Consider the following 14,883-nt stretch of genomic DNA (forward strand, 5'->3'; position numbering starts at 1 on the left):
AGGCTGAAACCTTGGGCATGACCGATTTGAATGGTGGCGCGCTCTTCAACGCTGAGTTCGGAATAAGACATAGGGACAGCACCGTACCGGAAAGGTCAGGTGTTGCACTCAGTTTTCGCCGCCGCCCAAGATAAAATTAAGGGGAAACCCGCAAACAATGAAACAAAAATGGGTTTTGAAGTAATCCAATATACACAAGATAAGAAGTTAAGCATCGACCTTGTTAATGAAGCAATTGATATTGCAGCAGGTCGTTCGGACTACTCACCAAAAACCCCATTTTTCAAAAGTCGCCTTGATGGTTTCTATAACTATGAATTAAATCAACGAAAAGTAGACTTGAATACAGTTGATAGACATATAAAGAGAATTAAAGCACTTGATGCCTTTTTGAAAGCTGAGGACTTATTGCTGGATTATGAGGCAGTTGCTTCATTCTTGATTTCAAAAAATCTGGAATCGAAGACAAAGAAACAATATTTGTTTTCGTTTAATGCCTTCTATAATTTCTTGATTAAAAAAGAACCACCATTCAAAGAACGTTATCCAATCAATCCTTTCAAAAGTCATGAATTGAGCCAAGTTAGACGTGGAACACTCAAAAAAGATGAAAGACGTGCTTTTACGGCGGAAGAGGTTGAAACCTTGCATAGTAAAGCAGTTGAAAAAGGAAAGCGTCAATTAGCCGATTTGATTAAGATAGCGGCCTATACGGGAGCACGCATTGAAGAAATATGCCGTTTAAAAACATCGTCAGTTGTTAAAGAGGATGGTGTGGATTGTTTTCATATTACAGAAGGTAAAACACAAGCATCCGTTCGTTTTGTGCCAATTCATCCGGTTCTCATGGAAACGGTCAAACGGCTTGTTAGTTCATCGGACGATGGGTATTTGTTGAAGACAAGCAAAGGTGGGAAGTATGAAACCAAATCGAAAGGTTTAGGTAATCAATTTTCAATCTTCAAGACAGATTTAGGTTTTGATAAAAAATGTGTTTTCCATAGCATTCGCAAAACTGTAATCACTACATTAGAGCGTGCTGATGTTAAGAACCTTGTCATCATTTCGTTGGTTGGCCACAAAGCTGATGGACTGCTAAGAATGACTTTCGATAGATATTCGGAAGGCCCAACCCCAGCATCTAAAATGGATGCTGTTAAACACCTACAATATAAATTCTCAGTATAATTTTTTATTGTTGTCATCATTCATGAGGCTACCTAATTAGGTGGCCTTTTTAATGCCTGCTATACGTTGCTATACACTTTCATTCTTTGTTATCTGGCTTATTGAAAGCTATACAACTTGAAAACATTTTAATATATGTTAACTTGATATTAGTAGTTCGAAAACATTACAGGCGAGCAATGTAAATGTATAGCAAGTTCACTTCGTTCACTTACTAACATTTACGCTCGATTTTTCGCACTACGTTTGAAAAATGTATAGCAATCAATATGGAGGATTGTATGAGTGATAAAGAAAGAAAAAGTAATCAGTTAAATTTTAGACTTCCAAAAGATGATATTCAGCTACTCGAAACACAAAGAGCAGCATTAAAGATGACACAGGTAAAATTTATTTCCCATATTATAAATAATGGAATAAATGAAGTCATAGAAGTATGTAGTCCAAAGTTAAGAGAGGATATAGTCACCATTGAAAAAATATTCAGTCAGATTGGCAATAACCTTAATCAAATAGCAGCAGCGTTGAATTCTGGGAAGCAACCAAACCAAGACATTTTAGATGTTCTGAGCAAATTAGATAAGAACATGGGCGTATTGACAAATAGACTTGAAAGTTTGAAAAAGGAGAAAATAACAATCAAAGGCGATATATGATAAGGAAAAGATTGAGCACCCAGAAAAGCAGGTCAGGAGTATATAAGGCTTCTAAATACTTTCACAAAGATGAGGGATGTGTATTGTTCGAAAGCAACATCTACACACCTATGAACTCATCCAAAAGACAAATTGCGAATGCTATTGCAACATCCATCGAAAATGATGTTGCTGTTAGAACAAAGGGCAGAAAGCAATCAGTTAGAAGTCAGCACGATATGGTCAGCTTTCATACCAATGATAACGTTACCCCTGAACAAGCGAAGCAGATAGTAAAAGAACTCTATGAACAAACGCACAACCTTTCAAATAGAAAGTATGCGTTGGGTGTTCACATTGATACAGATGAGGTTCATGTTCATATTGTGTGGGCTTTAAAAGATTTTAATGGCAAGTGTTACAACGTCAGCAATGACTACCGTGTTATTGAAAGAGAATGTGAAAAGCTTGAACAAAAATACAATCTAATAGTTCCCGAAAATCGAATTTCAAGAGACATGGATGAACTCGACAAAATAAAAGAGCTAACACTGCAAGATAAGAAAGACATTATCAACAAGAAATACAAAGACAAGCATCCATCAACAAAAGAAAGAATGCTTGACGTTCGTGGCGTTATTTCTAACAAGAAACAAATGAAAGACGCTTTGAGTGATTTCCTTAACAATGCTTCCAGCCCATCCGACTTCATCAACCAGATAACCGAGAATGGTTTCAATGTCATTCACAATGGCAAATCATCTTTCTCCATTCAACATGAAGACCAGATATTCAAAGCATCCGAGCTTGGCCTATCTTACAAAACACTTAAAGCGAAACTAGGTGATGACACTGGCTTTGAGCAGACTTTAAAAAATAAGCACAACGTAAAGGAATACGAAAATTGTTCAATCGCTTCAACCGAAGCAGAACCCGACTACATGAAAAAGATTAAACCAAACTCAGTGCTTGCTACTAAGTTCAAGTTTATTCAGCATAGTGACAAGGTTGAATATTTCTATAATTCAGCCAGTAGCAAGAAATCATTCGAGTATTACAAAGACCCATCAAAAGTTTCATTCCATGATTTATCAAGACAGTCAGCAAAGGCTGGCATTCAAAGACTTGTTGCCGACGCCAAACCACCACAATCATTTACAGTGAATGGCCCTGATTACTTCAAGAAGAATGTATGGCTCGAATTTCAGCTAATGGGATTGGAAGCCAAAGGCTTCAAGCTTGAAGGCTACAAACCTACCCCAGCAGATTTAGACGAATTGAAGAAAATTCAGGAGCAATATGCTTCGATGAATAAGAAGGCCGATCCTAAACCGCAACCAGCACCAGAAGCCCCTACGGTGGCCGTAGAAGCACCTAAACCAGTTGAGCCTGTCATGCCTATACCTCTTCAAAAAGCTCCTGAGAAGCCACCAGAGCCTACAAAGCAGGTTGAACAAGAACAGGTAGCACCTACCAACGATGACTTGATTGATGACTTGATGAAAGAGTTTGAGCCATCCAACCCTACACCTGTCGCAGAAGCTCCTACAAAGGCCTTAGAGACACCTACACCAGTAGAGCCTGCCGTAGATGACATTTACGCACCGATGACACCGGAGCCGATTCCAGAGCCTGAAAACCATAAGATTGATGGCGACTATTCAACATATTCGAATGATGAAATTGTTGAAGAATTTGAATGGTTGCAACCGAGACTAACGAAAAGTTTATTTCCGGGCAACAGCACACGAGACATCGCGGGGCATAGAGAAATGGACAACATTCCAGACAATCGTAATGGCATAAAAACTGGAGAGGTTAAGCGTCAATATGAATTAAGACAGAAATTATATAATCTATTTGATGAAATTAAAGAAAGAGACCCGTCAGCCGCAAAACAGCTTGAACAAGCTTTTAAAGCACAGATGGCAAACAAAAGAGCGGTTACGTTTGACTTAAAACCACAGTTAACAAAATAGCCCTATCAGGGCTTTTTATTTGTCTTGGATTTGAAAGTTTCTAATTCCAACTTGTAGCGTTACATCTTTGTTGAACCCGTTAACTTTGCTTACATTTAAGTATTCTTTCATACAATCATTTATAAAGCGTGACAACGGAAATTTGTGAGTATTGGCAATTTCTCTAAATTGATTATGTGTTTCAGCGTCGAGTGTGATGGTGCAAACTTTAAGATTTGCTTTTGCTTTTGGTTTTTTCATTAGTGTCCCTTTCTTATTTATATATATTTATTAGAGCACAAATAAAAGCAAAGTCAAATAAATACATATTTTTCTTGACAAAATTCAGGCACAAAAAAACCAGCATTAGCTGGCTTTGTTATAAGTCCCTTATACATTCGTCTTGATATTCGTAAGGAACTCTACTTTGGTCTACCAGCACCTTGAATGTGTAATCTAATGGGTCAAAAATCAAATGACAAACACTTTTGTCATGTGCATTCTTAACATCTTTATATAAACCATAAAGACCTAGTTTTTTTGTATATTTTAAGATTTCTTTTCTTTTGCTAGTTACCCTTATTAGTTGCATGCTCATAATCTCCTGTTCTTGATAACAATATAACATGCGATTATAAATAATCAATAGATAAGTATTTATTTATTGCAACTCGGCAGCATCAAGCAATGCAGTATCAACAATTTTGTAATTTGCTTTTATATCAATCATTTCTTTTGTGCTCAAATCAATTATGTATTTACCTATTAGTCTTTTTCCGAAAACATCACCGAGCAGGTCATTCTTAAATACTTGTATTTTGCTGTATAGCCTCATTATTTTTAGGTTTCCATTTACAAATATAGAGAACCCAATGAAATCGTTCTTGTCCACAAATGCGAACGCCTTATCAATAACGTCATTCTTGCCTTTCAAGAATGATTTTCTTTTCAGCTCTCTCCACAATGAAAGCGTATTCTTAACGCCGAACATTGCATATCTACGCACAGACCACAGTGCTTGAACTGCTCTAACTTTTTTGTGATTTGAGATTTCCAACTTATCTACATTTAGGACGCCGCCTTTTAACTCGAATTCCAAATTGAATGACTTAGTTAGATACTTCATCACGTATGATGTTGCCTTGCTTTTCTTTGCGTCAATTTCTTCAATTCTTACGGCGTTTTCCGAGTGTCTAAAATGCTTGTTAATCAAGATTACTAATTCGTCATAATGTTTCTTATTAACATACATTAAAGCGTGCTTATGAAAGCACTGGTCTTTGTGAGGTTCGACTGCCCAGAAACCATTCATCTCAATCTTATGTCTATGGATGTCTTTTCTAAAAGCATTCCATAAGCCTTTCAAGTAATCATTGCTATCCTTTGGGGTTGAACCGTCCCAAGAACTAACGCCTTTCGACGGCTTTGGATGAAATCTTGCCGGAGCGGTAAAAGTTATGAAAAGAGGCTTATAGTCAAGTTGTTTGGCATAGGCGTCCAACGATGAGACTTGGATAAATATCTCAGCAAATCTTTGCTTTTCAGTGCTTGCTACTTTCCATAGTGGGATTTTCTTGTTGTTTTCATTAACAAGAGATTTCTTCATTATGTAATCAAGCTGGCTGGCTTCGTCAGCTTCTCTATTGCGAACAACTTCATCACTACAAATCTCAAATGCTCGACCGGAACCAATCAAACCTGAGTGCAGCTTTAAAAGTTCGCTTCTTTGTTTTTGTATTCTTTTTATTTGTGATTTAAGTCTTTTCTCATCAGCAATGTTGATGAGCTTGTCTTTTATAGTTGACCCTTTAATGTCCTTTATTTTGATACCATAACCGATATCCCAATCATTCTTTATGCGTGAAAAAATACTCTCGCCGGATTCATCGTTTTTAAGATTTCTTTGCTTTATTATTAGTTGTTCTTGAATTCTCCCGAAAACAAACTCGATATTTTTGACAATATCGTTCAAGTCGCCAGCAAGAGCATATTTATGCTGTATCTTCCAGCATCTATATTCACTGCAAGTGGTAACCCAATTGAAGTTATCCTTAATATTCATTATTTCTTTGGCCAAGCTTGCACGCTTTCTTTTTGATGAGTTATTTAACTTATTTTCAAGATATTCCTTTGCAGCCATCTTTTTTTCGATAGCTTGCTCAAAAACATACTGTCTTTCACATTCTGCAAAGAAAAATTCGGGAGTAAGATTTTTAAGGATTATGCGTTGTGGAATAAATATCATGCAAATTATTATTGTTTGTTACTAATACAAATACCATGCCGTGCATGATTGTCAAATAAATAAATATTTTTACTTTCTACCCTGAAAAAACTGAATTTTTTAAAAATCAAAAGCGTCCAAAAAAACCTATAAAATCAACTTGCGACACTTATTTAAGAGTTATCCAAGAAGAGCAAAAGCAAAAGCCCGCCCTAACAGGCGAAAAGCATCTGGGTATTGCGAACAAAGTTCGCATATCAAAATCAAAAGCGTAGAACTCAAATTTTTATATTCAATAAATTTTGAGTAGCAAAACTTTCAAAAATCAAAACCTTTGAAATTGCCGTTTTTAGACGATTTACCATCTTGTGCGTATGGTAATACCGGGAATTAAAACACGCCGTTTTTAGCTTGTTTCTGTTGACGCACTAGAAAAGTGCATTGAGTTTTTTCTACGTTTTTTGTCGGTTTTTTGAGTTTCAATTTTCTTGGATAGTCGTTTTTTGGCTTAAAATCAATGAAAAACGTTGTCAATAGAAAACCGAAAATATATTTAAGGTGGGACCTTAATTATCAAATAGAGGTCAACCATATTCTTTAAATTTCACAGAATATGAAATGACCATCCACCGCGTTCATCTGGTAATTTTTCAAGCTTGAACAACTTCAACCGCTAAAAACGACCTAGCAGGCCAATATGTTGTATTCAGTCTTTGGTAGGCAGAACATAACTTGATAGCCCTGTATTCACGTAATTCCAGATTTTTTTTGATATTAAGCCGCGATCTAAAAAATACTCAGCAGCAAATAGAACTCTTGGAGCTAATTGTTTTGCATCTTGTATATGGCCATTGGCTGCCAAGTTAACACAATATCTGGTCACAACTTTTAATGCGACCTCTTCATCATTTATCTCATCACGAACAGCTTCATCAACTATGCTTTTATAATCGGATAGCGAAATAAAATTTGGATTCAACTCGTTATCAACTTTATAGTCTTGCCATAATATCTGTTTGACTATTTCGTAATGCTTCTGTCTATTTTTATAGTGCCCAAACATATTAGTTACCTACACCGATGAACCCAGCGAAATAACACAAACACTAACCCATGGCGTGTCATTTTGCCATCATGCTTTTTGTCGCTTTTTATGTAGAGGTTTTTGCAGAGCTTAGTGGCAATCTAAATAGTAAATGGTCTGATAATCATTCTTAGGCTAATCCTCACCTGAGTATGAGACACATTCGATCCATGGTTGACCCTTTCCCGCACTGCTGCAGAGCCGCAGCACGTCAAACGGTCTGGATAAGAAGGATAGCTTCAATACACCGTTTCAGGTGTGCAGAGCGAAGCCGAAGCGGACGCCACCGGGAGGCGGTTTTTCCCAAGAAAAGGGTATGAGAAGGGTAGATTTTTTGGATAGAAAAAGGGGTAGAAATTTCTTTCTACCCCTTTTCTAAGTCCTTGATTTACAAGGAAAATTATGGTGCCCCGAGGGAGACTCGAACTCCCACTCCTTTCGAAAACGGATTTTGAATCCGCCGCGTCTACCAATTCCGCCATCAGGGCTCAATGGCGGCGAAGTATAGAGAGGCGATTACCGTTGGTCAATCACGTTTCATGGTCAATTTTTGATAATTCCGCTAGACTTTCCGGCCCTGCTAGACGAACCCCATCATGCGCGTTGCTGACTTTACCTTCGAGCTCCCTGATTCGCTGATCGCCCGCCACCCTCTGGCCGAGCGTCGCGCTAGTCGCCTGCTGACCCTTGATGGGCCGAGCGGCGCCCTTGCACACCGTCAATTCACTGATTTGCTTGAGCATTTGCGCCCGGGCGATTTGATGGTATTCAACAATACCCGGGTGATTCCGGCGCGGTTGTTCGGGCAGAAAGCCTCGGGCGGCAAGCTGGAAATCCTCATCGAACGCGTGCTCGATTCGCACCGCGTGCTGGCCCATGTGCGCTCCAGCAAGTCGCCGAAGCCGGGTTCGAAGATTCTCATCGACGGCGGTGGCGAAGCCGAGATGCTCGCGCGTCACGATGCGCTGTTCGAGCTGGCCTTCGCTGAAGAAGTGCTGCCGCTGCTCGATCGCGTCGGGCACATGCCGTTGCCTCCTTATATAGACCGCCCGGACGAAGGTTCGGATCGCGAGCGCTATCAGACCGTGTACGCCCAGCGCCTGGGGGCGGTGGCGGCGCCGACGGCGGGGCTGCATTTCGATCAGCCGCTGATGGAGGCGATTGCCGCCAAGGGCGTCGAGACCGCGTTCGTCACGCTGCACGTCGGTGCGGGGACGTTCCAGCCGGTGCGCGTCGACAAGATCGAAGATCACCACATGCACAGTGAGTGGCTGGAAGTCGGCCAGGACGTGGTCGACGCCGTTGCCGCGTGCCGTGAGCGTGGCGGGCGGGTGATTGCCGTGGGCACCACCAGCGTGCGTTCGCTGGAAAGTGCCGCGCGCGATGGCGTGCTCAAGCCGTTCAGTGGCGACACCGACATCTTTATCTATCCGGGCCGGCCGTTCCATGTGGTCGACGCCCTGGTCACCAACTTCCATTTGCCGGAATCCACGCTGTTGATGCTGGTTTCGGCGTTCGCCGGTTATCCCGAAACCATGGCCGCCTATAAAGCCGCCGTCGACAACGGCTACCGCTTTTTCAGCTACGGTGATGCGATGTTCATCACCCGTAATCCCGCCCCGACTGCCCCTGAACACACAGGCCCAGAGGAAACAGAATGAGTCGCGAATGTCGCATGTCCTTTGAACTGCTTGCCACCGATGGCAAGGCTCGTCGTGGTCGGCTGACCTTCCCGCGTGGCACCGTCGAGACCCCGGCGTTCATGCCGGTGGGCACCTATGGCACGGTCAAGGGCATGTTGCCGCGTGACATCGTCGCCACTGGCGCGGAAATCATTCTGGGCAACACCTTCCACCTGTGGCTGCGTCCGGGCACCGAGGTGATCAAGGAGCACGGCGACCTGCACGACTTCATGCAGTGGAAAGGCCCGATCCTCACCGACTCCGGCGGCTTCCAGGTGTTCAGCCTGGGTGCAATGCGCAAGATCAAGGAGGAGGGCGTGACCTTCGCCTCCCCGGTCGACGGCTCGAAAGTGTTCATGGGCCCGGAAGAATCGATGCAGGTGCAGCGCGATCTCGGTTCCGACATCGTGATGATCTTCGACGAATGCACGCCGTACCCGGCTGACGAAGACGTCGCCCGCGTATCCATGGAGCTGTCGCTGCGTTGGGCCCAGCGCTCGAAAAACGCGCATGGCGACAACACCGCGGCGCTGTTCGGTATTGTTCAGGGCGGCATGCACCAGGATCTGCGCATGCGCTCGCTGGAAGGTCTGGACAAGATCGGCTTCGATGGCCTGGCCATTGGCGGTCTGTCGGTGGGCGAGCCGAAGCACGAGATGATCAAGGTGCTGGATTATCTGCCGGGCATGATGCCGGCTGACAAACCTCGTTACCTTATGGGCGTTGGCAAACCGGAAGATCTGGTTGAGGGTGTGCGCCGCGGTGTGGACATGTTCGATTGCGTGATGCCAACCCGTAATGCCCGCAATGGGCATCTGTTCATTGATACAGGCGTGCTGAAGATTCGTAACGCGTTCCATCGCCATGATGATTCGCCGCTGGATCCGACCTGCGATTGCTATACCTGCCAGAACTTCTCCCGCGCTTATCTGCATCACCTGGACAAGTGCGGCGAAATGCTCGGCAGCATGCTCAATACCATCCATAACTTGCGCCATTATCAGGTGCTGATGGCTGGTTTGCGCGAGGCTATTCAACAGGGTACATTGGCCGCCTTTGTCGATGCCTTCTACGCCAAACGCGGGCTCCCCGTTCCGCCTTTGGACTGAGTTTTCTGACCCCAAGATTCAACATTTGCAACTGGAGTGCTAAATGAGCTTTTTTATCTCTAACGCCATGGCTGACGCAGCTGCACCGGCTGCTGCAGGCCCAATGGGCGGCGGCTTCGAGTGGATTTTCCTGGTCGGCTTCCTGGTCATCTTCTACCTGATGATCTGGCGTCCACAGGCCAAGCGCGCCAAAGAGCAGAAGAACCTGCTGAGCAGCCTTGCGAAGGGTGACGAAGTGGTCACCACCGGCGGCATCGCCGGCAAGATCACCAAAGTGGCCGATGACTTCGTGGTTCTGGAAGTTTCCGACACCGTGGAAATGAAGTTCCAGAAGGGCGCCATCGCCGCCACGCTGCCAAAAGGCACGCTGAAAGCGATCTAAGGTTCCAACTTCTACTCAATCGACGGGGCGCGCAAGGCGCCCCGCGTTCATAACGGGCGGCGTGATGCTGAACAAATATCCTCTGTGGAAATACATTCTGATCCTGGCGGTGCTGGCGGTCGGTCTGATTTATTCCGCTCCCAATCTATACCCTGATGACCCGGCCATTCAGATCAGCGGCGCCAGCACGGCCCTGCAGGTCAATCAGGCCGATCTGGATCGCGTCAGCACCGCGCTGCGTGAGTCCGGGATCAACGTCAAGGCAGCCTCGCTGGCCGCCAACGGCAAGGGCGGTCTGATCCGTCTGACCAAGGCTGAAGACCAGCTGCCGGCCAAGGACGTTGTGCGCAAGGCATTGGGTGATGACTACGTCGTCGCACTGAACCTGGCACAGACCACCCCGCAATGGCTGCGCAACCTCGGCGCGCACCCGATGAAGCTGGGTCTGGACTTGTCCGGTGGTGTGCACTTCCTGCTGGAAGTGGACATGGACAAAGCCCTCGACGCCCGCCTGAAAGTCTACGAAGGCGACGTCAAGAGTCTGCTGCGCAAAGAGAAGCTGCGCTATCGCAGCCTGCCACAACTGGGCGGCGCCATTCAGTTGGGCTTCAGCGATGCTGACTCCCGCGAACAGGCCCGTGCGCTGATCCGCAAGAACTTCAACGATTTCGACATTGTTCCGGCCGACCTCAACGGTCAACCGGTGCTGCGTCTGGCGATGACCCCGGCCAAGCTGGCGGAAATCCGTGAATACTCCATCAAGCAGAACTTGACCACGGTACGTAACCGCGTCAACGAGCTGGGTGTTGCCGAACCGATCGTTCAGCGTCAGGGCGCCAACCGCATCGTGGTTGAGCTGCCGGGCGTGCAGGACACTGCCGAAGCCAAGCGTATTCTCGGCAAGACGGCCAACCTTGAGTTCCGTCTGGCTGCAGAGCCGGGGGCTTCGAAAGCCACTTCCGAAACCTTCGAGTTCCGTGAAGGCAAGCGTCCTCCTGCGCAGATCGAGCGTGGCCTGATCATCACCGGTGACCAGGTAACTGACGCCAAGGCTGGTTTCGGCGAGCACGGCACACCAGAAGTGAACATCCGTCTGGACGGTCACGGTGGTGAGCTGATGAGCCGCGCGACCCGTTCGAATGTCGGTCGCAGCATGGCGGTGATCTTCATCGAGCAGCGTCCGGTGACCACTTACACCAAGCAGGTTGTCGACGGCGTCGAGAAAGACGTGCCGGTGCAGACCTTCAAGGAAGAGAAGAAGATCATCAGCCTGGCGACCATTCAGTCGCCGCTGGGAGCGCAGTTCCGCATCACCGGCCTGAACGGCCAGGGTGAATCGTCCGAGCTGGCGCTGCTGCTGCGTGCCGGTGGTCTGGCCGCGCCGATGTACTTCGCTGAAGAGCGCACAATCGGTCCGAGCCTGGGTGCTGACAACATCACCAAAGGTATTGATGCATCGCTGTGGGGCATGCTGTTCGTCTCGCTGTTCATCATCGCCATCTACCGCTTCTTCGGTTTGATCGCCACGGTCGCGCTGGCGGTGAACATGGTGCTGCTGCTGGCGCTGATGTCGCTGCTGGGTGCAACGCTGACCCTGCCGGGTATCGCCGGTATCGTCCTGACCATGGGTATGGCGGTCGACGCCAACGTGCTGATCTTCTCGCGGATCCGTGAAGAGATCGCCGCCGGCATGACCGTGCAGCGTGCAATCAACGAAGGCTTCGGCCGGGCATTCACCGCGATTCTCGACGCCAACCTGACCACTCTGCTGGTCGGCGGCATCCTCTTCGCCATGGGCACCGGCCCGGTGAAGGGCTTCGCAGTGACCATGTCCCTCGGGATCTTTACCTCGATGTTCACGGCCATCATGGTGACCCGCGCAATGGTCAACCTGATCTTCGGCGGACGTGACTTCAAGAAGTTGTGGATTTAAGGGGCTGCCATGTTACGTACAATCAACTTCATGGGCGTTCGCAACTTCGCGTTCGGCGTCACAGTGTTTCTCACGTTGCTGGCTATTTTCAGCGTCGTCCACAAGGGCATGAACTGGGGCCTGGACTTCACCGGCGGTACGCTCATCGAGCTGACCTACGAGCGTCCGGCCGACGTCACCAAAGTGCGTGAAGAGCTGGTGACTTCCGGTTACCACGAAGCCATCGTGCAGAGCTTTGGTGCAACCACTGACCTGCTGGTGCGCATGCCGGGTGAAGACCCGCAGTTGGGTCACCAGGTGGCCGAGGCTTTGCAGAAAGTCGGCGGCGACAACCCGGCGACGGTCAAGCGTGTCGAGTTCGTCGGCCCGCAGGTCGGTGAAGAGCTGCGCGACCAGGGCGGCCTCGGCATGCTGCTGGCGCTCGGCGGCATCCTGATCTACCTGGCTTTCCGCTTTCAGTGGAAATTCGCGGTCGGCGCCATCGTTTCGCTGATTCACGACGTGATCGTGACTGTCGGTATCCTGTCGTTCTTCCAGATCACCTTCGACCTGACGGTGCTGGCGGCGGTACTGGCGATCATCGGTTACTCGCTGAACGACACCATCGTGGTGTTCGACCGGGTTCGTGAGAACTTCCGTGTGCTGCGCAAGGCTTCGCTGATCGAGAACATCAACATCTCGACCACTCAGACCCTGCTGCGGACTATGGCAACGTCGATCTCCACCTTGCTGGCGATCGCTGCGCTGCTGTTCTTCGGTGGCGACAACCTGTTCGGCTTCTCCATTGCCCTGTTCATCGGTGTTCTGGCGGGTACCTACTCGTCGATCTACATCGCGAACGTGGTGCTGATCTGGCTGAACCTGAGCACCGAGGATCTGATTCCTCCGGCCAACACCGAGAAGGAAGTCGACGACCGTCCATAACGGCCATCGTTTCTCCGGCTGTCAGCCCGAAAAAGGCGCGAGTTGAACTCGCGCCTTTTTTTATGCTCCAAGGCTGGGAGAAGCGCGGGCGCGTCCCGTATGTGATGGTCAGGAGGTTCATGTGAACAAGTCGTTGCTGGTTGGTGCGGTATTGGGTGCTGTCGGTGTGACTGCCGGGGGTGCTGTTGCCACCTACAGCCTGGTTAAAAGCGGCCCTGAGTATGCGCAAGTGCTGGCCGTTGAGCCGGTCAAAACACAGATCAAGACTCCACGTGAAGTGTGCAAGGATGTTGCTGTAACCCGCCAGGCGCCGGTCAAGGATCAACACCAGATCCTCGGTACCGCGATTGGTGCGGTAGCGGGTGGTTTGCTGGGTAACCAGATCGGCGGCGGTACCGGCAAGAAGATTGCCACGGTCGCTGGCGCGGTCGGTGGCGGTTATGCCGGTAACAAGGTGCAGGAAGGCATGCAGAACCGCGATACCTACACCACCACCCAGACTCGCTGTAACACCGTGAATGACATCAGCGACAAGGTTGTCGGTTACGACGTGCGTTATTCGCTGGATGGCAAGGAAGGCAAAGTGCGGATGGACCGTGATCCGGGCAACCAGATTCCGGTGGACAAGGAAGGTAAGTTGATTCTGTCGCAGAATCAGCCGGCTCAATAACCGTCTGATCGTTTAAAAAAGAGCACCCTGCGGGGTGCTTTTTTGTGCCTGCCATTCAAGCCTCACCACAAAGACCCTGTGGGAGCGGGCTTGCTCGCGAATGCGGTCTACCATCCAGAATTAATGTTGGCTGACGCGCCGCCTTCGCGAGTAAGCCCGCTCCCACAGTGGATTCGAGTGGAGGCTGAAATCGCAGGCATAAAAAAAGCACCCCGAAGGGTGCTTTTTGCTTTTCGCGGGAAGCTTAACGCTTCAGCGAAGCCGGCAGGTGCGGCTGGATCGCCGTCAGGACTGCCTTGAAGCATTTGGTGTTGCCGGCAACGATGTGGCCTTTCTCAAGGAAATCGTGACCGCCGGTGAAGTCGCTCACCAGGCCGCCAGCTTCTTGAATCAGCAGGGCGCCGGCAGCCATGTCCCACTCGGACAGGCCCGACTCCCAGAACGCGTCGAAACGACCGGCAGCCACGTAGGCCAGGTCCAGGCTGGCGGAGCCGGCGCGGCGGATGCCGGCAGTCTGGCCAACCAGGGCGCGGAACATGCCCAGGTAGTTGTCGAGGTTGTCCATCTGGTCGTCACGGAACGGGAAGCCAGTACCCAGCAGAGCGCCGTCGAGGCTGGTGCGACCGCTGACGCGCAGACGACGACCGTTCAGTTGAGCGCCGCGACCACGGCTGGCGGTGAATTCTTCCTGGCGAACCGGGTCCAGAACCACAGCGTGTTCCAGGCGACCACGGTATTTGCAGGCAATGCTGACGGCAAAGTGAGGAATGCCACGCAGGAAGTTGGTGGTGCCGTCCAGTGGATCGATGATCCACAGGTACTCTTCGCCTTCGATGCCGTTACCGACATGCATGCCGGTCTCTTCACCCTGGATCGAGTGATTCGGGTAAGCCTTGCGCAGAGCATCGATGATTTTCTGTTCGGCGGCGCGATCGACCTCGGATACATAATCCTTGGCGTCTTTTTCGTCGACCTTGATGGTATCCAGGCGCTCGATGGAGCGGAAGATCAGTTCACTGGCGCTGCGGGCGGCGCGCAGCGCGATATTCAGCATGGGCTGCATGGATGTGTCACCTAAGGTTGTTAAAGAAAGC

The 14,883-nt window shown here is 48.3% G+C and carries 14 protein-coding genes and 1 tRNA gene; 9 read left to right on the forward strand and 6 right to left on the reverse strand.

The genetic code is table 11. The annotated features are described in order from the left end of the window. On the reverse strand, window positions 1-71 hold a 71-nt coding region (locus QMX91_RS13525), incomplete at its 3' end, for a helix-turn-helix domain-containing protein (RefSeq protein ID WP_146469857.1). A 97-nt stretch (window positions 72-168) separates the two neighbouring features. Here QMX91_RS13525 and QMX91_RS13530 point away from each other — a divergent pair. The 3 genes from QMX91_RS13530 to QMX91_RS13540 all read left to right on the forward strand — a co-directional run bounded on the left by QMX91_RS13530 (window position 169) and on the right by QMX91_RS13540 (window position 3,802). After that, a complete protein-coding gene (locus tag QMX91_RS13530; protein ID WP_282412874.1) occupies window positions 169-1,188 on the forward strand; it encodes a tyrosine-type recombinase/integrase in 1,020 nt (339 codons plus the stop codon). A gap of 281 nt (window positions 1,189-1,469) precedes the next feature. Then, window positions 1,470-1,844: a plasmid mobilization relaxosome protein MobC gene (gene mobC, locus QMX91_RS13535; RefSeq protein ID WP_033050921.1), complete on the forward strand. Its 375-nt coding sequence runs from the start codon at window positions 1,470-1,472 to the stop codon at window positions 1,842-1,844. 11 nt (window positions 1,845-1,855) lie between these two features. Next, the gene (locus QMX91_RS13540; RefSeq protein ID WP_161781308.1) at window positions 1,856-3,802 is read left to right on the forward strand and encodes a relaxase/mobilization nuclease domain-containing protein; all 1,947 of its coding nucleotides are present in this window, start codon (window positions 1,856-1,858) and stop codon (window positions 3,800-3,802) included. 15 nt (window positions 3,803-3,817) lie between these two features. Here QMX91_RS13540 and QMX91_RS13545 read toward each other — a convergent pair whose 3' ends face one another. The 4 genes from QMX91_RS13545 to QMX91_RS13560 form a co-directional block, all read right to left on the reverse strand. Then, window positions 3,818-4,042, reverse strand: a complete 225-nt coding sequence (locus QMX91_RS13545; protein WP_143129380.1) for a hypothetical protein — start codon at window positions 4,040-4,042, stop codon at window positions 3,818-3,820. A 400-nt stretch (window positions 4,043-4,442) separates the two neighbouring features. Continuing rightward, on the reverse strand, window positions 4,443-6,026 hold the full coding sequence (locus tag QMX91_RS13550) for a replication endonuclease (RefSeq protein ID WP_047296348.1): 1,584 nt from the start codon (window positions 6,024-6,026) through the stop codon (window positions 4,443-4,445). Window positions 6,027-6,711: 685 nt separating this feature from the next. Next, on the reverse strand, window positions 6,712-7,068 hold the full coding sequence (locus QMX91_RS13555) for a hypothetical protein (protein ID WP_143129379.1): 357 nt from the start codon (window positions 7,066-7,068) through the stop codon (window positions 6,712-6,714). Window positions 7,069-7,492: 424 nt separating this feature from the next. Further along, window positions 7,493-7,577 (reverse strand) — tRNA-Leu (locus QMX91_RS13560). 108 nt (window positions 7,578-7,685) lie between these two features. Between QMX91_RS13560 and queA the strand changes: the two genes are divergently transcribed. From queA to QMX91_RS13590, 6 genes are all read left to right on the forward strand, one after another. Beyond that, window positions 7,686-8,750, forward strand: coding sequence for a tRNA preQ1(34) S-adenosylmethionine ribosyltransferase-isomerase QueA (queA, locus tag QMX91_RS13565; RefSeq protein WP_282412875.1), 1,065 nt, complete (start codon window positions 7,686-7,688; stop codon window positions 8,748-8,750). 14 nt (window positions 8,751-8,764) lie between these two features. Then, window positions 8,765-9,880 (forward strand): tRNA guanosine(34) transglycosylase Tgt, encoded by a 1,116-nt coding sequence (gene tgt, locus QMX91_RS13570; protein WP_161794909.1) that lies wholly within the window; start codon window positions 8,765-8,767, stop codon window positions 9,878-9,880. Between the two features lie 43 nt (window positions 9,881-9,923). Beyond that, entirely contained in the window at window positions 9,924-10,262 is a 339-nt protein-coding gene (yajC, locus tag QMX91_RS13575; protein WP_003227923.1) for a preprotein translocase subunit YajC, read from the forward strand. Window positions 10,263-10,326: 64 nt separating this feature from the next. Next, complete coding sequence (secD, locus tag QMX91_RS13580) at window positions 10,327-12,195, forward strand: protein translocase subunit SecD (RefSeq protein ID WP_098965483.1); 1,869 nt, start codon at window positions 10,327-10,329, stop codon at window positions 12,193-12,195. A 9-nt stretch (window positions 12,196-12,204) separates the two neighbouring features. After that, window positions 12,205-13,119: a protein translocase subunit SecF gene (secF, locus tag QMX91_RS13585; RefSeq protein WP_003227920.1), complete on the forward strand. Its 915-nt coding sequence runs from the start codon at window positions 12,205-12,207 to the stop codon at window positions 13,117-13,119. Window positions 13,120-13,240: 121 nt separating this feature from the next. After that, window positions 13,241-13,789, forward strand: coding sequence for a glycine zipper 2TM domain-containing protein (locus tag QMX91_RS13590; protein WP_027612139.1), 549 nt, complete (start codon window positions 13,241-13,243; stop codon window positions 13,787-13,789). 244 nt (window positions 13,790-14,033) lie between these two features. Here the strand turns inward: QMX91_RS13590 and suhB are convergent, their stop codons facing one another. Then, window positions 14,034-14,852, reverse strand: a complete 819-nt coding sequence (suhB, locus tag QMX91_RS13595; protein ID WP_003227916.1) for an inositol-phosphate phosphatase — start codon at window positions 14,850-14,852, stop codon at window positions 14,034-14,036. Between the last annotated feature and the right edge of the window lie 31 nt (window positions 14,853-14,883).

It is taken from the genome of Pseudomonas sp. PS01299 (assembly GCF_029960145.1).
Classification (GTDB): Bacteria; Pseudomonadota; Gammaproteobacteria; order Pseudomonadales; family Pseudomonadaceae; genus Aquipseudomonas; species Aquipseudomonas putida_A.